Here is an 18,730-nt window from a genome sequence, read left to right on the forward strand (position 1 = left end):
GAGCGGTGGAGACCGCTTCCGGACCCCGGAGCCCGCGACCGTTCGTCAGACGGGGCCTTACGGCGCGGTCTTGACGGTGATCTTCTTCGCGATGATGTCGGCCTTCGCCTTGTCCACGGCGGCGATGAGGTCGGTCATCTTCTTGTACTCGGGGTTGGAGTCGGCCAGGCCGACGCCGTCCTTGTCGAGGCCGTAGCGGATCTCGCCGGACTCGGGCTTGCCGTCCTTGACCGACTTGATCAGGTTGAAGACGGAGTCGGAAACGTCCTTGGTGACCGAGGTCAGGATGCGCTCCTTGTACTTCGACAGACCGGCCTGGTTGTACTGGTCGGAGTCGACGCCGATGGCCCACGCGCCCTTGTTGGCGGCGGCCTCGATGGCGCCCGAACCGGCCAGACCGGCGGCCGCGTAGATCACGTCCGCGCCGGCGTCCAGCTGGCCCTGCGCGGCGGCCTTGCCGAGGTCGGGCTTGGCGAAGCCCTCGAAGTTCGGCGGCTGCGACAGGTACTTGGTGAGGACCTTGGCGTTCGGGTTGGTGTCCTTGACGCCCTGGGCGAAGCCGGCCTCGAACTTCTTGATCAGCGGGACCTCGACACCACCGATGAAGCCGACCGTGCCGGACTTGGACGCCTTGGCGGCGGCGACGCCGGCCAGGTAGGAGCCCTGCTCCTCGTTGAAGACGAGGTTGGCGATGTTCGGGCCGGTGACCGAGGTGTCGTCGATGATGCCGAACGTGGTGTTCGGGAACTTCGCGGCGACCTTCTTGACGGCCGGGGCGTAGGCGAAGCCGACGCCGATGACCGGGTTGTTGCCCTTGCGCGCCAGCTCGGTCAGGCGCTGGACCTTGTCGGCCTCGCCCTCACCGTCGGTGGGCTCGGCCTCGTTGCCGGCGACCTTCAGCTGGGTCTTGGCCTGCTCCAGGCCGGCGTAGGCGGCGTCGTTGAACGACTGGTCGCCACGGCCACCGATGTCGTACGCGATGGCGGCGCTGGCGGCGGCCTTCGCGGTGCCGTCGGAGGACGGGGTGTCGGTGGACTTCTTACCGCCACAGGCGGTGGCCGAGAGGGCCAGCGCCGCGGACGCGATGCCCACGGTGGCGATCCTGGTGATCCGGCGCAAGGGGAGGCTCCTTCAAAACCTGACCGAAGCGCCACGACCGGCGCTGGTTTCGCGGCGATCGTAACGCGCGTAGATGTCAGTTAAAGGCCCGTTCATGAGTCGTTATCGGATCGTCGCGAACCGGACAGTGACCGATCGGTAACGGCGAAGGCGTCCAGCCCTTGTGTACCAAGGGTTGGACGCCTCCGACGGCAGACCCGCCGATGATGTAGGGAGTTTTGCCGGATCTTTTACGCCACGGGCCGTGCGCGCCGTCCGTCGAGCAGCGCGGCGGCAGTGAAGAACTCCACTCCGACGCCGATCGCGGCCTCGTCCACGTCGAAGTCGCCCCGGTGCAGGTCCCTCTTGGCGGTGTCCCCGGGCCTGCGGACGCCGAGCCGGGCCATGGCGCCCGGGACGTGCTCCAGGTACCAGGAGAAGTCCTCCCCGCCCAGGCTCTGCTCGGTGTCCTCGACCGACTCGGCGCCCCGGCGGGCGGCCATCGCCTCGCGCAGCAGTTCCGTGACCACCGGGTCGTTCACCACGGGCGGCACCCCGCGCACGTGGTTGATCTCGAACTTGGCCCCGTGCATGGTGGCCACCTCGTCGATCGCCGCGTGGATCATGTCGGGCGCCTCGTACCAGGCGTCGAGGTCCAGGCACCGCACGGTTCCGGACAGCTCCGCGTGCATCGGGATGACGTTGCAGGCGTGTCCGGCCTCGATCCGGCCCCAGGTGACCGACATGCCCGAGCGGGCGTCCATCCGGCGGGCCAGCAGCGCCGGTACGTCGACGGCGACCCGGGCGGCGGCCGTCACCAGGTCGGTGGTCAGGTGCGGGCGGGCGGTGTGGCCGCCGGCGCCGGACAGGGTGACCTCCAGCCGGTCGCAGGCCGAGGTGATCGGGCCGGGCCGCAGGCCGAGCCGTCCGGCGTCGACGCGCGGGTCGCAGTGGACGGCGATGATCTGCCCCACCCCGTCGAGGACCCCGGACTCGATCGCCTCCGTCGCCCCGCCGGGCAGCACCTCCTCGGCCGGCTGGAACAGCAGCCGCACGGGTCGGGGCAGCAGGCCCTGGCGGTCGAGGTCCGCGAGGACCAGGCCCGCGCCGAGGACGACGGCGGTGTGCACGTCGTGGCCGCAGGCGTGGGCGCGGTCGGGGTAGGTGGAGCGGTAGGCCACGTGGGTCTTCGCGTCCGGGATGGGCAGGGCGTCGATGTCCGCGCGCAGGGCCAGCATCGGCCGTACCCCGTCCCAGGTGCCCACGTCACAGATCAGGCCGGTTCCGGACTTCAGTACCCGGGGGCGCAGGCCGGCTTTCTCCAGCCGGGCCTTGATCGCCGCCGTGGTGCGGAACTCCTGGTGTCCTAGCTCGGGATGCATGTGCAAGTCCCGGCGGAAGGCGATCAGTTCGGCACGCAGGTGATCCGGGAGCTTGCCGGGCAGCTCGGGCCGGACGGGCTTGCCGGGCAGGGCGGACGTGGACTCGCGGGACATCAACTGGTTCACCCGTTGAAGGGTAGGCGCACGGATGGGTCAACTGGCTGGAGATCACCAAAAGTTCATGCCGTTAGGGGAAAGAAACCCGACCTCTGGACGCATGACCGGATGTGCGCGGGGGTAAACTCGCGCGCTCATCCGGCGGCCGGAGCCGGCCGGCGCGGGAGTCTGCGCACATCGCGGGCCGTTTCGGTCACGCCGGCCAGGAACCCCCGGGCGCGCGGCGAGGCGCCGGCCGTGATCCAGTCGGGGTCGACGTCGCACACCGCCACCGTCACACCGGTACCGGTGAGTGCGTAGGGCAACGTGTGGACGACCGTGGACGGAAAGCTGACGATCGTACGACCGATGGGGCCGCGCCGGGCGACCAGCTCCAGCGGCAGGTCCGGCCGTACGATCTCCAGCCCGGTCGCCTCGCTCAGCTCCCGGAGCTTCTCCGGGGCCTCCCTGCGGTGCGCGAAGTAGCGGGTCGCGCCGTGCTCCGCGGTCAGGGACCGCACCGCCCGCAGGTAGTGGGCCGGATCGACCACGCCCGTCTCCACCAGGGAGGTGCCGACCAGGTCGGTGCCCCTGGTCAGGCGGGGCGGGCCGAAGCGGGCGCGCGTCCAGGCGAAGTCGTTGGTCCGCAGGCGCGCCCCGGTCGGCGGGGCCACCGGCATCGAGGTGAACAGCTCCACCCCGCGCCCGCCGCGCGGGGTCAGCCGGCGGCGGGCCGCGGCGGACACCGGGGCGTACGCGAGCTCCCGCAGCCGGGAGGCGGCCCCGCCGCCGGTGCGGTGCCAGCGGCGCAGCCGCTCCCCCCGGTCGAGCTGGGCGACGAACTCCAGGGTGGCGGTGCCGTCGTCCACGACGACCAGTTCGGCCGCGCGGGCCGGGACCAGCAGCAACTGCACGAAGCGGGAGAAGGGGTCCCCGACGACGATCCGCGGGGCCCCGCGCACCCTGCCGGCGAGCGCGGCCAGGGCCCGCGCCGGGGCGCCCGCGCCGCCGCGGGCCTCCTGCCAGTGGACCGTGTGGCCCTCGTCACGGGCGATCCCGGCGATCCGGCGGAGCTGACCGCGGGACATGGGGTCGGTGGGCGGCAGGACGACGACGTCGAGCGGCTCGGCGTACGCGGGCGGGGTGTACGGGGCGCCGGCGGGCGGCTCCTGCGCGCCGGGCGCCCTGGCCGCGAGGGGCCCGGGCTGGGTCGGGACCGCCGTCAGCAGCGGACCGGCGGCGCGGTGGCGGGCGTAGGCCCACTCCAGCACGTTCAGGAGCTGGACCGGGCTCTCGACGAAGGCCAGGGTCGGGGCGGGAGGGGTCACCGGGTACTCCGCTCTGGGAGGAGGGGTGTGGGGTGGTCAGACCGCGGTCGGGGCGCCGGCCCCCGCCTGACCGGGGACGCGGCGGAGCTTCCTCATCGGGGCGAGTTCGGAGTCGTAGACGCGCTTGACGCCGTCGCCGAGGGCGGTCTCGATGGTGCGGATGTCGCGCACGAGGCGGGTGAGGCCGCCGGGCTCGACGGAGGCGGCCTGGTCGGAGCCCCACATCGCCCGGTCGAGGGTGATGTGCCGTTCGACGAAGGTGGCGCCGAGGGCGACGGCGGCCAGCGTGGTCTGGAGGCCGGTCTCGTGGCCGGAGTAGCCGATGGGCACGTTCGGGTAGGCCTCCTGGAGGGTGTTGATCACCCTCAGGTTCAGCTCCTCCGCCTTCGCCGGGTACGTCGAAGTGGCGTGACACAGGAGGATGTTGTCGCTGCCCAGCACCTCGACGGCGTGCCGGATCTGGCGGGGGGTGGACATGCCGGTCGACAGCACGACGGTGCGTCCGGTGGCGCGCAGGGCGCGCAGCAGGTCGTCGTCGGTGAGGCAGGCGGATGCCACCTTGTGGGCGGGGAGGTCGAACTTCTCCAGGAAGGCGACGGCCTCGGTGTCCCAGGGGGAGGCGAACCAGTCGATGCCGCGCTTGGCGCAGTGCGCGTCGATGGCGAGGTAGTCGGACTCGTCGAACTCGACGCGGTGGCGGTAGTCGATGTAGGTCATCCGGCCCCAGGGCGTGTCGCGTTCGACGTCCCACTGGTCGCGCGGGGTGCAGATCTCCGGGGTGCGCTTTTGGAACTTGACGGCGTCGCAGCCGGCGTCGGCGGCCGCGTCGATCAGCGCGAGGGCGGTGCCGAGGTCGCCGTTGTGGTTGATGCCGATCTCGCCGACCACGTAGACGGGCCGGCCGGGGCCGGCGGTGCGCGAGCCGAAGGTGCGCAGGCGGGAGTGGGGGGTGGCGTCGACGGTCATGGCGGCGGGTGCCCTTCGTTCGGTGCGCGGCGGGGTCGGTGGGGTGAGGGTGGGGCGGGGCTGGTCGAGCAGGGGCGCGAGGAGGCGGGCGCGGGCGAGGTCGTGCGGGTCGTCGACCTCCAGGACCCGGGCCGGGTCGGTGGCGACGGGCAGGATCCGCCCGAAGAAGCGGTGGCGTGCGGCCCGGAAGCCGGGGGCGGCCATGGCGTAGGCGGCGCCGGTCTCCAGCAGTTCGGCGGGCCGGTCCTGCCGGCGGGGGCGGTACGCCGCCTCGTGGTTGACGCCGCTGCCGCGGCCCTCGGGGTCGGTGCGCCACAGGAAGCCGTGGAACGGGGCCGCGGTCAGGGCCGAGTCGGCGCCTCCCGAGGCCACGGCGGCGGCCACGGACTCGACGTCGCAGGGGGTCAGGAAGGGGCTGGTGCACTGGACGAGGAGGACCACGTCCACGGTGAGGGAGTGCAGTTCCTCGAAGGAGTCCAGGGCGTGCAGGACGGCGGCCTCGCTGCTCGCGGTGTCGCCGGAGAGGGCGGCCGGGCGGCGGACCACCGCGGCCCCGGCCGCGCGGGCGGCGGCGGCGACGGCCTCGGAGTCGGTGGAGACGAGCACGTCGGTGACGGTGGGCGCGGCCAGGCAGGCCCGTACGGCCCGGGCGACCAGCGGCACCCCGGCGACGGGCGCGGTGTTCTTGCCCGGCACCCCCTTGGAGCCGCCGCGCGCGGGCACGACGGCGAGCACGCGGGGGACGCGTACGGGGACGGCCGGGCCGGGAGCGGGAGGGGCGGCCGGGCCGGGCGCGGCCGGGCCGGGCGCGGCCGGGGGCGGTGCCGCCCGGGTCGGTGCCGCCGCGCGGGGCGGGGGCGGGGTCACAGTTCGCCCAGCCTGCGGATCGCCGGGGCCACGCGTTGCACCCCGTGCCGGTAGGCCCCGCGGGCGGCCTCGCGCAGGTGGGCGCGGAGCCAGCGGCGGGCCGCCGACTCCCCCGCGGCCCGGCGGGCGGCGTCCGGCCGCGGGGTCCCGTCGGGGGCGAGGTGGTGGCGGGCCAGGATCCCCGGCAGGTATCCGGGGGCGGTGGCGGGCGTGTAGTAGGGGGCGACGGGCGGGAGTTCCCCGGCTCCGAGCAGGGCGGCGAGGCGCGCGCGGGCGGCGGCGTGGGGGTCGCGCTCCCCCGCGGCGGCGGCCCGCGCGCCGGGGACTCCGTGCGCGGCGAGCCAGGCGGGGTCGGGGGTCGGCAGGAGGCCCGCGTCGAGGTGGTCCCAGGACGTCAGGCAGCCCGAGCCGAGGAAGTGGTGGTTGCCGAGGCTCTCGCGGACGCCGAGGTCGGTCAGGACGGCGGTCGGGATGCCCCGGTGCAGGGACTCCAGCGCGGCCGTGGAGGAGACGGTGACCAGCAGGTCGGTGGTGTCGAGGACCTCGCCCATGTTCCCGTACTCCAGGCGGCAGTTGGGCGGGAGCCCGGCGGGCAGCCGCTCGACCAGGCGTTGGTAGGGGTGCTCCTCCAGGTGCGTGGTGTGCTCCCCGGGCCGGCTGCGCAGTTTGACCAGGACCTCCCGCCCGGGGTGCGCCCGCGCGTGGTGGGCGGCCCGCTCCAGCAGGTACGCGCGGTCGGCCCGGCCCTCCGGCACCGAGGGCTGGACGGCGAAGACCACCCGGTGGGCCCGGCCGCCGGGGCTCTCGTACGGGGCCCCTTCGAGGAAGGGCAGCGCGGTCTCGGTGACGGCGTCGGTGCTCGCCCCGACGCCCGCGTAGACGGCGCGGAAGCGGTCCGCGTCGTGCCGGGAGTTGGCGAGGACGAGGTCGGCGCCGTGCCGCAGCAGCAGTCCGTCGGCGAGCTTCTCGTAGACCACCCCGACGTAGCCGGTGACGAGGACGGGGCGGGCGGCGGGTTCGGGCCACTGGGCCCGGATCCCGTGCAGCACGGCCTGGACGGCCCCGCCGACGAGGGCGAGCACGACCACGTCGTACGGCTCCTCGCACAGCCGGGCGAGGAACCGCGCGCAGGTGACCTCGACCGCCTCGCCCGCGCCCACCTCGCCGAGCTGGCGGGCGGTGGGGGTGGCGCGGCCGCGCAGCAGGTACCCGTCGATCCGCCGTGGGGCGGTGTCGGGGGCGAGGCGGCGCGCGGTGAGCGCGCCCCATTTCCACCGCGTGTCGGAATCGGCGAGTACGGCGATCCGGAGATCGGCCGGGTTGCGGCCCATCGGCGTTCTGCTCAGTGGCGCTGACACCCGGCAGAAGCTATTCCGCATTTCCGCTGTTCGGCCCAACGACCGCACAACGGTGGGTTAACAACCCGTCGACGAAATGCGAAAGCGCACGGGTTAACGCGCCCGCCCCGTTTCGTTCACATGGAATCCGCGTCCGGGCCACGCCGAACGGTGAACCGCGCCCTAATCTCTCGCGGGTGCCCAAGCTCTCTGTCGTCGTGCCGTTCTACAACGTGCAGACATACGCACCGGAAGCCCTGAAGGCGCTCGAACTCAACGCCCGGGATGATTTCGAGTTCCTGCTCGTCGACGACCGTTCCACGGACGGGACGCCCGAGCTGCTGGAGCGGGCCGCCCGCTCGCTGCCGGGGGCGGTGTTCCTCAGACGGGACCGCAACGGCGGCCTGGCCACCGCCCGCAACACCGGACTGGACGCGGCGCGCGGGGAGTACATCGCCTTCCTGGACGGCGACGACTGGCTGGCGCCGGGTCACCTGGCCCGTACGCTGGCCGCCATCGAGGCCCTGAGCTGCGATTTCGTCCGGACGGACCATGTGCGGGTGACGGGTCGGAACCGGAGCGTGCAGCGCGTTCCGTACGGTCCGCAGGGGGTGGTGGGCGATCCGCGCGCGGGCATCCTGCCGGCCTCGCGGGCGACGGCGGTGGACTATCCGTACGCCTGGGCCGGGATGTACCACCGGCGGCTGTTGGACCGCGGGTTGCTGCACTTCACCGACGGGTTGCGGACGGCGGAGGACCGGCCGTGGATCTGGCGGCTGCACCGGGAGGCCGACTCCTTCGCGGCGGTCGGCACGGCGGGGGTGTTCTACCGGCGCGGCATTTCCACCTCGCTCACGCAGGTCGGGGACGAGCGGCAGCTCGATTTCATCCGCGCATTCGATCAGGTATTGGCGGAAACGGAACGGGATCGGGAATCCGAACTCCTGCTCCCCAAAGCCGTCCGAACATATTGTGCGATCATCGCGCATCACATCGGATCCATCGAAAGGTTCGAACCGGCCGTGGCGAAGAAACTCCGGGCCATGGCCTCCGACGCACTCGCGCGGATGCCCCGGTCGGTCCTGGACGGGGCCCTGGACTCGATGGACGTCGAACGGTCCGCCGTGCTGCGCCGGCTGCGCCGACGCACCCCCGCCCGCCCCGGCCGCGCCGCCCGCCCCGCCCGGACCCCGGACGCCCCCGACGCCCCCGGGGCCGCCGCGTGACCCGCACCGGGCCCGGCGCCCGCGTCACCCAGGTCTTCCTCGCCTCGACCCTCTACGGGACGGCCACCCTCGCCGCCTGCGTTGACGCGGGCGCCTTCCCCGCGGCCGCCCGGCGGATCCTGCTGACGAGCAACCACTCCCCCGCCCCCGAGGTCACCCCGGGGATCGAGACCATGCCCGGCTTCGCCTCCCTGCGCACCCGCTTCGACGAGGTCCTCGACTGGAACGCGGTGCTCGCCCCGCAGCACCCGAGCACCTGGGCCCCCCGCCCGGAGGACGTCCCGCTGTGGGAGCGGCAGCTGCGCGCCCTGTGGTCGCTGGGCGAGGACCGCGTCGAGCTGGTGGTGGAGTCCCTCCAGGTGCCCCCGGCGCAGAGCCTGGCCCGGCTCTTCCCGGGAGCCGCGATCGACGTCTACGCCGACGGGCTCATGTCCTACGGCCCCACCCGCTTCCGCCTCGACCCGCAGATCGGCGCGCGCGTGCGCCGCGTCCTGCACCCGGACCTGGTGCCGGGGCTGCGACCGCTGCTGCTGACGGAGTTCGGCGTCCGCGCGGAACCGGTCCCCTCCCCGGCCCTCGCGAAGGTGCTGGCGGAGCTGGCCGACCTGCCCGACCCGGTGGGCGCCGGCGCGTACGCGCCCCGCGCCGACGAACCGCCCGCCCTGCTGCTGGGCCAGTACCTGTCGGCGCTGGAGCTGATGTCGCCGGCGGAGGAGGAGGAACTGCACGTCGCGATGGTGCGCGGCGCGGTCGGGCGGGGCCACCGGGAACTGGTCTTCAAACCGCACCCGAACGCCCCCGCCGCCCACTGCCGGCGCGCCCGCGCCGAGGCCGAGCGGCTCGGGGCCCGCCTGACGGTGCTCGACGCCCCGGTCCTGGCCGAGACGTTGTACCTCCGGCTGAGCCCCGCGCTGGTCGTCGGCTGCTTCTCGACCGGCCTGCTGACCGCGCGGGCGCTGTACGGGATCCCCGTGGCGCGGACCGGGACGGGGACGATACTGGCCCGCCTGGCCCCGTACCAGAACAGCAACCGGATCCCGCTGACGCTGGTGGACGCCCTGGTCCCGGACCTGGTCGAGGCGGCGGAGCACCGCCCTCCCGCCGACCTGCCGGGCCTCGTCGGCGCGGTCGGCTTCAGCATGCAGCCCCGCGTCCTCGCCGAGCACCGCGCGCGGACGGAGGCCTATCTGGCCGGCGGCCCGGACGCGGACACCCGGCGCTACTTCACGCGGCGCCGGCTCACCGCGCTGGGCCTGCCGGGCGGGATCCCCGCCCGGTTGGCGTTCCTGCCCCGCAGCCCCGCCGTGCGGCGCGCCGCGCACCGGCTGCGGCGGGGGTTGCGCCGGGTCAGCTGACGGCGAGCTTGGCGGCGAAGCCGAGGAAGATCACGCCCGCCGCCGAGGTGGCCCCCGCCGAGAGCCGCTTGCGGCGGCGGAAGGCGGCGGACAACCGGGTGCCGGCGAATATCAGCGTGGACAGGTAGAGGAAGCTGACGAGCTGGGAGACGGCGCCCAGGAGCAGGAAGGACACGGCCGGGTAGGCGTAGTCCGGGTCCACGAACTGCACGAAGAAGGACAGCAGGAAGAGGATGGCCTTCGGGTTGAGCAGGCTCACCACCAGCGCCCGCCGGTAGGGCCGCTCGGCGGCGCCCGCGGGCTCCCCCTGCGGCGCCGCGTCCTCGTGCCGCGTGCCGCGGTCGCGCCACATGCCCCAGGCGGCCCGCAGCATGCCGACGGCGAGCCAGCCGAGGTAGCCGGCGCCGAGGACCTTGACGACGGTGAACAGCAGCGGACTGGTCGTCAGCAGCGCGCCCGCGCCGACCGCCGCCAGCACCATCAGCACCGTGTCGCCGGTGAACACCCCGGCCGCGGCCTTGTAGCCCTCGCGGACCCCGCGCCGGGAGGCGACGGAGAGCACGTAGAGGGAGTTCGGCCCCGGCAGCAGCACGATGAGCACCACGGCGGCGAGGTACGTCGGAAGGTCAGTGACACCCAGCATGAGCAGGAGTGTCCCACAGGGTTGCACCTGTCAGCCCCGTGATTTTCGTCCCAGCCGCGGGGCGCGGCCCGGCGGCCCGCGCACCGGCGCGCCGGGCATTCCGCTTACCGGCCTCGCCGGCACGTGCCGCGGGTCGGGGCGCGGCTCGGGTCGTGTCCCCCGATCGCCCCGCGGGACCGGTACGACCGTCCCCGCGACGGCCGCTGGTCACAATGGCGCAACATCCCGGAACTGTCCGCAACTGTCGGCGCCCGTCAGGCATCACCTAGATACACGACGTGAAAACGGGGGAAACGCGATGCAGCGCCAGACAGTCATGATCCGTACGCTCGGCCTGGCGACGGCCGTCGCGCTCGCCGCGACCGCCGCGACCGGCTGCGGTCCGCAGAACCCGAACGCCGGCGCGACGACGTCCACGTCGCCGTCCGCCGGCGGTTCGCCCTCCGCCCCCGGCTCCGCTTCCCCCTCCTCGGACGACAAGCCGGGCGGGTCCTCGCCCTCCCCGTCCTCGTCCGCGGCCTCCCCCGGCGCCTCGGCCTCCCCCGGCGTCAAGCCGATCATGGCCAACGGCGACGAGAGCGACCAGATCCGCGAACTCCAGGCCCGGCTGCGCCAGCTCAAGCTGATGTCCACCGCGCCCACGGGCTTCTACGGATCGAAGACCACGGCGGCGGTGAAGACCTTCCAGTCGCAGCACGGACTGGGCGCGACCGGCGCGGTGGACCAGGCCACCTGGGAGAAGGTGCGCTCCGTCAGCAAGCAGCCGACGGAGGAGGAGCTGCGCCCGCCGACCACCAACGAGGTGGACGCCCCGGACCCGCGCTGCATGCAGGGTCGGGTCATGTGCATCAGCAAGGAGAGCCGCACCCTCGCCTGGATGATCGACGGCAAGATCGTCTCGACGATGGACGTGCGCTTCGGCTCCGAGAACACGCCGACCCGCGAGGGCGAGTTCAAGGTGGAGTGGAAGGCCCGCGAGTGGAGGTCGACGATCTACCACACCGACATGCCGTACTCGATGTTCTTCAGCCACGGCCAGGCCGTGCACTACTCCTCGGACTTCGCGGCCCGGGGCTACGCCGGCGCCTCGCACGGCTGCGTAAACGTCCGCGACCGCGGAAAGCTGGCGACGCTGTTCGACCAGGTCCAGGTGAACGACAAGGTCGTCGTCTACTGGTGAGCCGCGGCGGGCTCGGAATCGGGCCGGGAACCGGACCCGGACTCGGGTCGGAGATTGAGGGCGCGGGCAGGGCCGGGGGAACGTGCCCCGCCCGCGCCGGGTGCGCAGAGCCCAGGGGTACGGGGGGAACCCCGGCTCATGCGCGGCCGATGACCAGTCGGCTCAATATGTACTGCGCCGCGGCTTCGAAAAGTGTTACTGCCCTCGTACGGGAGTGTTTCCCGGACCGCGCCCGGGGCGCCGTCAGCGGCTGCGGAAGCCGAGCGAACCGCCCGGCTTCTGCGGCGGCGGGCTGACGACGGCACTGCCCTGGTCGGCGGAGCCACCCTTCGGCGGGTTGCCGCGGGGACCGCCGTCCATGGCCGTCTCGCAGAAGCGGGACACCTTCGCCAGGGTTCCGGCCAGCTTGACCAGCCGCTCGCGCCGCTCCCCGCTGATCTTGCCCGTCTTGTACTCGCGGCACAGGTCGACCGGCTTCGCCGCCTGGCCGTCCCGGTCGCGCCCCTTGTCCTCGGTGAGGGAGTTGCGGTCGGGCGTGGGCTCGTGGCCCCCGTCCGGGGCGACGGTGGCGGCGCCGGAGGTGATCGGCGTCCAGGGCGTGGCGGGAGTGGTCCCGGGCGTCGTACGACTCTCCTCCGGGCCCGGCGCGCGCGAGAAACCCGGCGCCGCGGACGGCGGGAGGTGGTCGCCGTCGAACCGGGGCGTGGGCCGCAGTTGGGGGACGAGGGTGGGGGCGGCGCTGTCGCCGGCGGGCGCCGGGTCCGTGTCGGAGCTGACGGACACCGCCGGGGCGGGGCCCGCCGTGTGGTGGGAGTCCCGGTCGAACAGGCCCGTGCCCGCGACGGCGGCGATCCCTCCGACCGCGACCCCGGCGAGGGCCGCGGCCAGCCCGAAGCGGACGGGCGCGCCGGCGCGCCGCTGCGCGGGGATCCGTACGGGCGGTATCGGCGCCAGGTCGACCAGGGGTTCGTCCGCCACGGCGACCGGCGCGGCCCGGCGCGCGGCGGGACGGTCCGCGGCGGGCACGGCGTTCCGGGCGGCCGCGGCGGCCCGGAACGCGGCGACGGCGGCGGCCTCGCCCGGCAGTTCCGCGGTCCCGGCGGATCGGGGCGGGGTCAGGGCGTCCAGGGCGGCGCGCAGCCGCGCGGCCTCGGCCCGGGCGACGCGATCGGCGTCGGCTCCGACCGGGCCGGCCGGTTCTCCGCGCAGCAGTCGGTCCGCCGCGGCGGCGTCCAGCCACCCCTTGTGCTCGTCGGCCATCACATGTCCTTCTGCGTCCGCCAACGTGAATGCGTCACACCGGTTCGTTCCACGAGCTCGGCGGCCCGCGCGCGCTGCGCCGGTACCGCGTCGAGGTCGCCCTCCCACGCCTGGCCCCCGGCATTATGGCCGACCCCCGCGCGTGGCTCCGCTTCGTTTTCCCGCCGGCCCGCGGCGCCGGCCCCGTCGGCCAGCAGCTCGGCGAGCTTCTTCAGGCCGCGGTGCGCGGCGGTGCGTACGGCGCCGGGCCGCTTGCCGAGGGTCTCGGCGGCGCTCTTGGCGTCCAGGCCGACGACCACCCGCAGGACGACGGCCTCGGCCTGGTCCTGGGGCAGCTGGGCTATGAGGGCCATGGTGTCGCCCGTGGAGAGGGCCTCCATGGCCTCGCCCGCCGTGTCGCTGTCGGCGGCGCGGCCCGTCAGTTCGCTCTCGTCGCCGCCGATGGCGGGGCGGCGTCCGCGCATGCGGATGTGGTCGAGGGCCCGGTTGCGGGCGATGCGGGCGGCCCAGCCGCGGAAGCGGTCGGCGTCGCCGGTGAAGGAGTCGAGGTCGCGGGCGATCTGCAGCCAGGCCTCGGAGGTCACGTCCTCGGCGTCGCCGTCACCGACGAGCGTGCGCACGTATCCGAGCAGGCGCGGGTGCACGGCGCGGTACACAGTCCGGAACGCGCTCTCGTCGCCGTCCTGTGCCGCGAGCACCGCGGCGGTCAGCTCCGCGTCGTCCCCCAGCAAAGTCCCCAACCCGTTCAACGTCCTGTACGTGTGGCGCAAATCCGCACGTTACGGCTTTCACGTACCTCTCGTCCACGAGTTGTACAACCAGCAACCAACCCTGCGCGGAGCGAGGTGTGACACAAAACGCACCCGCGGCGCTGACAGGGATACGGGCTTGTCGCACGAGCCCGTGTCGGATGGCGACCGGGGCCTCTCCTGTGGGGGGTGGCGGCCTCGGTCGTCCTCCCCTTCCTCCGGACGACCGCATGGCGCGTCCTTCATCCTTTCGGCTCACTTCCGGGTGAAATCCTCACACGGGTACGCCACACCCTCTCCGTGCTCGCTAGCGTGGCGGTACACCCCCGTCCCGCCCCGAGGAGACCTCCGCTGTCCAGCCACCTTCCGGCGCAGGTCCGCGGCCCCGGCTCCGCCCCGGGTTCGGGGCTGGCGCGTCTGAACTCCCTTCCGTACGAGAGCGCCCGGGCCGCCCTGCTGCACTGCTGCGGCAGCCGCCGGTGGGCGCACCGGATGGCCGCCCACCGCCCCTACCCCGACGTGGCCGCGCTGCTGGCGGGGGCCGACGAGGCGGCGTACGACCTCTCGCAGGGCGATCTGACCGAGGCCCTGGCCGGGGAGTCCTCGGCGGAACTGGGGCGCGGCGCCCCCTATGCCGCGCTGCTGGCCCTCGACGCGGCGCGGGCGGAGTACGAGCGGACCTTCGGGCACGCCTTCGTGATCTGCCTGGACGGGCACCCGCCGGAGGAGCGGGTGGACCAGCTGCTGGCCGCGATCCGCCGCAGGATGGCTCACGAAGTGGACGAGGAACGCTCGATCGCCGCCGACGAACTGCGGCTCGTGGCGCGATCCCGACTGGTCCGTTTGCTCGACACCCTGGCCGGTACGGCCGGGGAGGGGCCCGACGATGGGCTGTCTGCGGCTGATTTCGGGCTATTCGCCCCTGTGGGATAGCCCGTCCGTGCCTGTTTGATCACACCGAAGGACCCCGCGCGAGGGAACCGACAAAGCGTCGCTACGATGTCCGGGGCCGGTGGACCGTACCCGGCCGGGCCCGACCGACAAAGAAGCCGGCTGGCCCCCGCCCCGCTTCCGGAGGGTTTTCCGTGCCGGCTGGAACGTTGTACCGCGGCCGGGAAGGAATGTGGTCCTGGGTGGCTCATCGAGTCACCGGCGTCCTCATTTTCTTCTTCCTGTTCGTACACGTCCTCGACACCGCTCTCGTCCGCGTCTCCCCCGAGGCGTACGACGATGTCGTGGCTACCTACAAGACTCCGATCGTCGCGCTGCTGGAGTACGGCCTCGTCGCCGCAATCCTCTTCCACGCGCTCAACGGTCTCCGTGTCATCGCTGTGGACTTCTGGTCCAAGGGCCCGCGCTACCAGAAGCAGATGCTCTGGACCGTCGTGGGCATCTGGGTCGTGCTGATGGTCGGGGCCCTGTACCCCGTGCTCGGCCACGCAGCCGCTGAACTGTTCGGGAAGTGACGCGCATGTCCTCTGACACTTCTTCCGCCAAGACGATCGGCGACGTAGAGGGCGTGTCCCTCTACGACGTCGACAACCCGGCGCCGTACATCGAGGCCCCGCGCAAGCGCACGGGCAAGACCCCGCGCTCGACCCGCGGCAACTTCGAGATGGTCGCGTGGCTCTTCATGCGCCTCTCGGGCATCGTGCTCGTCGTCCTCGTCATCGGCCACCTGGTGATCCAGCTGGTGCTGGACGGCGGCGTCTCCAAGATCGGCTTCGCCTTCGTGGCCGGCCGCTGGGCGTCCCCGTTCTGGCAGGTCTGGGACCTGCTGATGCTGTGGCTGGCCATGCTGCACGGCGCCAACGGTCTGCGTACCGTCATCAACGACTACGCGGAGCGCGCCAACACGCGGCTGTGGCTGAAGGGCCTGCTCTACACCGCCACGGTGTTCACCATCCTTCTGGGCACGCTGGTGATCTTCACCTTCGACCCGAACATCCGCTAGGCAACGGGGCTGAGGCGAATCCCATGAAGATCCACAAGTACGACACCGTCATCGTCGGCGCCGGTGGCGCGGGCATGCGCGCCGCCATCGAGGCGACGAAGCGCAGCCGCACCGCCGTGCTGACGAAGCTCTACCCCACCCGCTCCCACACGGGCGCCGCGCAGGGCGGCATGGCCGCCGCGCTGGCCAACGTGGAGGACGACAACTGGGAGTGGCACACCTTCGACACGGTCAAGGGTGGTGACTACCTGGTCGACCAGGACGCCGCCGAGATCCTGGCGAAGGAGGCCATCGACGCGGTCCTCGACCTCGAGAAGATGGGCCTGCCGTTCAACCGCACCCCGGACGGCACCATCGACCAGCGCCGCTTCGGCGGTCACTCCCGCAACCACGGCGAGGCGCCGGTCCGCCGGTCCTGCTACGCCGCGGACCGCACCGGTCACATGATCCTCCAGACGCTGTACCAGAACTGCGTCAAGGAGGGCGTGGAGTTCTTCAACGAGTTCTACGTCCTCGACCAGCTCATCGTCGAAGAGGACGGCGTCAAGAAGTCGGCCGGTGTGGTCGCGTACGAGCTCGCCACGGGCGAGATCCACGTGTTCCAGGCGAAGGCCGTCATCTACGCCTCCGGCGGCACCGGCAAGTTCTTCAAGGTGACCTCCAACGCGCACACCCTCACGGGTGACGGCCAGGCGGCCTGCTACCGCCGCGGCCTGCCGCTGGAGGACATGGAGTTCTTCCAGTTCCACCCGACGGGCATCTGGCGCATGGGCATCCTGCTGACGGAGGGCGCCCGCGGTGAGGGCGGCATCCTCCGCAACAAGGACGGCGAGCGCTTCATGGAGAAGTACGCGCCGGTCATGAAGGACCTCGCGTCCCGTGACGTCGTCTCGCGCTCCATCTACACCGAGATCCGTGAGGGCCGCGGCTGCGGTCCCGCCGGTGACCACGTGTACCTGGACCTGACGCACCTGCCGCCGGAGCAGCTCGACGCGAAGCTCCCGGACATCACCGAGTTCGCGCGCACCTACCTCGGCATCGAGCCCTACACGGACCCGATCCCGATCCAGCCCACCGCGCACTACGCCATGGGCGGCATCCCGACCAACGTCGAGGGTGAGGTCCTGTCGGACAACACCACCGTCGTCCCCGGCCTGTACGCGGCCGGCGAGGTCGCGTGCGTGTCGGTGCACGGCGCCAACCGCCTGGGCACCAACTCGCTGCTGGACATCAACGTCTTCGGCAAGCGTTCGGGCATCGCGGCGGCCAAGTACTCGGCCGAGAACGACTACGTCGAGCTGCCGGAGAACCCGGCGCAGCTCGTCGTCGACCTCGTCGAGCGCCTGCGCAACTCCACGGGCACCGAGCGGGTCGCCGACCTGCGCCTGGAGCTCCAGGAGACGATGGACGCGAACGTGATGGTGTTCCGTACGGAGCAGACCATCAAGACCGCGGTCGAGAAGATCGCGGAGCTGCGCGAGCGGTACGAGAACGTGTCCGTCCAGGACAAGGGCAAGCGCTTCAACACGGACCTGCTGGAGGCCATCGAGCTGGGCAACCTGCTCGACCTGGCCGAGGTCATGGCCGTGTCCGCGCTCGCGCGCAAGGAGTCCCGCGGTGGTCACTACCGCGAGGACTACCCGAACCGCGACGACGTCAACTTCATGCGCCACACCATGGCGTACCGCGAGGTCGGCGCCGACGGCAAGGACTCCGTCCGCCTGGACTACAAGCCCGTCGTCGTCACCCGCTACCAGCCGATGGAGCGTAAGTACTGATGGCCACCCCCACCCTGGACAAGATGGAGGCGGCCGCCGCCGCCTCGCCGTTCATCACGGTCACGTTCCGGATCCGCCGCTTCAACCCCGAGGTCTCCGACCAGGCCGAGTGGCAGGACTTCCAGGTCGAGATCGACCCGAAGGAGCGCGTGCTCGACGGTCTCCACAAGATCAAGTGGGACCTCGACGGCACGCTGACCTTCCGTCGCTCGTGCGCGCACGGCATCTGCGGCTCCGACGCGATGCGGATCAACGGCAAGAACAGGCTCGCCTGCAAGACGCTGATCAAGGACATCAACCCGGAGAAGCCGATCACGGTCGAGGCCATCAAGGGCCTGACGGTCCTGAAGGACCTGGTCGTGGACATGGAGCCGTTCTTCCAGGCGTACCGGGACGTCATGCCGTTCCTGGTCACCAAGGGCAACGAGCCGACGCGCGAGCGCCGGCAGTCCGCCGAGGACCGCGAGCGCTTCGACGACACCACCAAGTGCATCCTGTGCGCCGCGTGCACGTCCTCGTGCCCGGTGTTCTGGAACGACGGCCAGTACTTCGGCCCGGCGGCGATCGTCAACGCGCACCGCTTCATCTTCGACTCGCGTGACGAGGCGGGCGAGCAGCGCCTGGAGATCCTGAACGACAAGGACGGCGTGTGGCGTTGCCGCACGACCTTCAACTGCACCGACGCGTGCCCGCGTGGCATCGAGGTCACGAAGGCCATCCAGGAAGTCAAGCGGGCCCTGATCACCCGCCGCTTCTGATCCGCGGTACGTACGCGCACGAGGGCCCCCGCCCCGGACTCGTTCCGGGGCGGGGGCCCTCGCCGCGTCTCCCCCGAAGGGCCCGCCGAGGGGGTGGGGACCGGCGGGGCGATCGCCCGGTCGCGGGTCGGGGGGCTGTGCAAGGATCAGGGCATGAGCGAGCAGCAGCCGAACCCGTACTCGGACCACTCGGGCGACTACAAGTGGGGGCCCGGCAATCCCGGTTACGGCTACCCGCAGCCCTACGGGGAGCTGCCGGCGAACCAGCAGCCGACGCTGGGCGCCGGGATGCCCGCACCCGGTTTCGGTCCGGGCCCCGGCGCGGGCGGATTCGGCGCCGCAGGTTTCGGCGCGGGGGGTTTCGGCGCGGGGGGTTTCGCGTTGGGCGACATCACCGTCGCCGGCGACCAGATCATCACCCCGTCGGGGACGATGCCGCTCAAGGGCGCGATGTGGAACGCCGTCGACTTCTCGCGGACCGAGGAGAAGATCCCGACCCACGCGATCGTCCTGGCCATCGTCTTCGCGCTTGCCTGCCTGCTGGGCCTGCTCTTCCTCCTGATGAAGGAGAAGGTCACCACCGGGTTCATCCAGGTCACCGTCTCCAGCGGGGGCCGGCACCACGCGACGATGATCCCGGCGGCGGACGCCTACACGATGCAGTGGGTGATGGGTCAGCTCAGCTACGCGCGCTCGCTGAGCGTCTGAGTCGCCCGCCCGGCGCCGCCGGGCGCGGACGGCCCCTCGTGCCTT

The 18,730-nt window shown here is 72.6% G+C and carries 17 protein-coding genes and 1 pseudogene; 9 read left to right on the forward strand and 9 right to left on the reverse strand.

The window, feature by feature from the left end; translation table 11 throughout:
* Nucleotides 1–57: 57 nt before the first annotated feature.
* From ACZ6ZI_RS27175 to ACZ6ZI_RS27200, 6 genes and pseudogenes are all read right to left on the reverse strand, one after another.
* Nucleotides 58–1,119, reverse strand: a complete 1,062-nt coding sequence (locus tag ACZ6ZI_RS27175; RefSeq protein WP_469524968.1) for a BMP family lipoprotein — start codon at nucleotides 1,117–1,119, stop codon at nucleotides 58–60.
* 230 nt (nucleotides 1,120–1,349) lie between these two features.
* Nucleotides 1,350–2,594 carry an amidohydrolase gene (locus ACZ6ZI_RS27180; RefSeq protein WP_469525299.1) on the reverse strand — a complete coding sequence of 415 codons (1,245 nt, stop codon included), beginning with the start codon at nucleotides 2,592–2,594 and terminating at the stop codon, nucleotides 1,350–1,352.
* Nucleotides 2,595–2,731: 137 nt separating this feature from the next.
* Nucleotides 2,732–3,904, reverse strand: a complete 1,173-nt coding sequence (locus ACZ6ZI_RS27185) for a hypothetical protein (protein WP_469524970.1) — start codon at nucleotides 3,902–3,904, stop codon at nucleotides 2,732–2,734.
* Between the two features lie 36 nt (nucleotides 3,905–3,940).
* Nucleotides 3,941–4,870, reverse strand: coding sequence for an N-acetylneuraminate synthase family protein (locus ACZ6ZI_RS27190; RefSeq protein WP_469525301.1), 930 nt, complete (start codon nucleotides 4,868–4,870; stop codon nucleotides 3,941–3,943).
* Nucleotides 4,871–5,236: 366 nt separating this feature from the next.
* Nucleotides 5,237–5,737: pseudogene (locus tag ACZ6ZI_RS27195) on the reverse strand (acylneuraminate cytidylyltransferase family protein); the annotation flags it as partial.
* Nucleotides 5,734–7,068, reverse strand: a complete 1,335-nt coding sequence (locus ACZ6ZI_RS27200) for a DUF6716 putative glycosyltransferase (RefSeq protein ID WP_469525303.1) — start codon at nucleotides 7,066–7,068, stop codon at nucleotides 5,734–5,736. The pseudogene ACZ6ZI_RS27195 and the gene ACZ6ZI_RS27200, both read right to left, overlap by 4 nt.
* Nucleotides 7,069–7,271: 203 nt before the next feature.
* Between ACZ6ZI_RS27200 and ACZ6ZI_RS27205 the strand changes: the two genes are divergently transcribed.
* Nucleotides 7,272–8,300 carry a glycosyltransferase family 2 protein gene (locus ACZ6ZI_RS27205; RefSeq protein WP_469524972.1) on the forward strand — a complete coding sequence of 343 codons (1,029 nt, stop codon included), beginning with the start codon at nucleotides 7,272–7,274 and terminating at the stop codon, nucleotides 8,298–8,300.
* Nucleotides 8,297–9,655 carry a polysialyltransferase family glycosyltransferase gene (locus ACZ6ZI_RS27210; protein ID WP_469524974.1) on the forward strand — a complete coding sequence of 453 codons (1,359 nt, stop codon included), beginning with the start codon at nucleotides 8,297–8,299 and terminating at the stop codon, nucleotides 9,653–9,655. Before ACZ6ZI_RS27205 ends, ACZ6ZI_RS27210 begins: the two co-directional genes overlap by 4 nt.
* Here ACZ6ZI_RS27210 and leuE read toward each other — a convergent pair.
* Entirely contained in the window at nucleotides 9,648–10,298 is a 651-nt protein-coding gene (gene leuE / locus ACZ6ZI_RS27215) for a leucine efflux protein LeuE (RefSeq protein ID WP_363057984.1), read from the reverse strand. The two genes, ACZ6ZI_RS27210 and leuE, sit on opposite strands and share 8 nt — an antisense overlap.
* A gap of 298 nt (nucleotides 10,299–10,596) precedes the next feature.
* On the opposite strand from leuE, the gene ACZ6ZI_RS27220 reads away from it, so the two are divergent.
* On the forward strand, nucleotides 10,597–11,478 hold the full coding sequence (locus tag ACZ6ZI_RS27220; RefSeq protein WP_469524977.1) for a L,D-transpeptidase family protein: 882 nt from the start codon (nucleotides 10,597–10,599) through the stop codon (nucleotides 11,476–11,478).
* A gap of 243 nt (nucleotides 11,479–11,721) precedes the next feature.
* Here ACZ6ZI_RS27220 and ACZ6ZI_RS27225 read toward each other — a convergent pair whose 3' ends face one another.
* The gene (locus ACZ6ZI_RS27225) at nucleotides 11,722–12,738 is read right to left on the reverse strand and encodes a hypothetical protein (protein WP_469524980.1); all 1,017 of its coding nucleotides are present in this window, start codon (nucleotides 12,736–12,738) and stop codon (nucleotides 11,722–11,724) included.
* Nucleotides 12,738–13,469 (reverse strand): RNA polymerase sigma factor, encoded by a 732-nt coding sequence (locus ACZ6ZI_RS27230; RefSeq protein WP_469525305.1) that lies wholly within the window; start codon nucleotides 13,467–13,469, stop codon nucleotides 12,738–12,740. The genes ACZ6ZI_RS27225 and ACZ6ZI_RS27230 overlap by 1 nt, the downstream gene beginning before the upstream one ends.
* A gap of 318 nt (nucleotides 13,470–13,787) precedes the next feature.
* On the opposite strand from ACZ6ZI_RS27230, the gene ACZ6ZI_RS27235 reads away from it, so the two are divergent.
* The 6 genes from ACZ6ZI_RS27235 (at nucleotide 13,788) to ACZ6ZI_RS27260 (ending at nucleotide 18,685) form a co-directional block, all read left to right on the forward strand.
* Complete coding sequence (locus tag ACZ6ZI_RS27235; RefSeq protein WP_469524981.1) at nucleotides 13,788–14,420, forward strand: 2-oxo-4-hydroxy-4-carboxy-5-ureidoimidazoline decarboxylase; 633 nt, start codon at nucleotides 13,788–13,790, stop codon at nucleotides 14,418–14,420.
* 152 nt (nucleotides 14,421–14,572) lie between these two features.
* On the forward strand, nucleotides 14,573–14,953 hold the full coding sequence (gene sdhC, locus ACZ6ZI_RS27240; protein WP_360872662.1) for a succinate dehydrogenase, cytochrome b556 subunit: 381 nt from the start codon (nucleotides 14,573–14,575) through the stop codon (nucleotides 14,951–14,953).
* 5 nt (nucleotides 14,954–14,958) lie between these two features.
* The gene (locus ACZ6ZI_RS27245) at nucleotides 14,959–15,441 is read left to right on the forward strand and encodes a succinate dehydrogenase hydrophobic membrane anchor subunit (RefSeq protein WP_363057990.1); all 483 of its coding nucleotides are present in this window, start codon (nucleotides 14,959–14,961) and stop codon (nucleotides 15,439–15,441) included.
* Between the two features lie 23 nt (nucleotides 15,442–15,464).
* Complete coding sequence (gene sdhA / locus ACZ6ZI_RS27250) at nucleotides 15,465–17,219, forward strand: succinate dehydrogenase flavoprotein subunit (RefSeq protein WP_363057992.1); 1,755 nt, start codon at nucleotides 15,465–15,467, stop codon at nucleotides 17,217–17,219.
* Nucleotides 17,219–17,977: a succinate dehydrogenase iron-sulfur subunit gene (locus ACZ6ZI_RS27255; RefSeq protein ID WP_469524984.1), complete on the forward strand. Its 759-nt coding sequence runs from the start codon at nucleotides 17,219–17,221 to the stop codon at nucleotides 17,975–17,977. The genes sdhA and ACZ6ZI_RS27255 overlap by 1 nt, the downstream gene beginning before the upstream one ends.
* A gap of 153 nt (nucleotides 17,978–18,130) precedes the next feature.
* Nucleotides 18,131–18,685, forward strand: a complete 555-nt coding sequence (locus ACZ6ZI_RS27260; protein ID WP_469524987.1) for a hypothetical protein — start codon at nucleotides 18,131–18,133, stop codon at nucleotides 18,683–18,685.
* The last annotated feature ends 45 nt before the right edge of the window (nucleotides 18,686–18,730 follow it).

The organism is Streptomyces sp. NPDC103540, assembly GCF_055584445.1.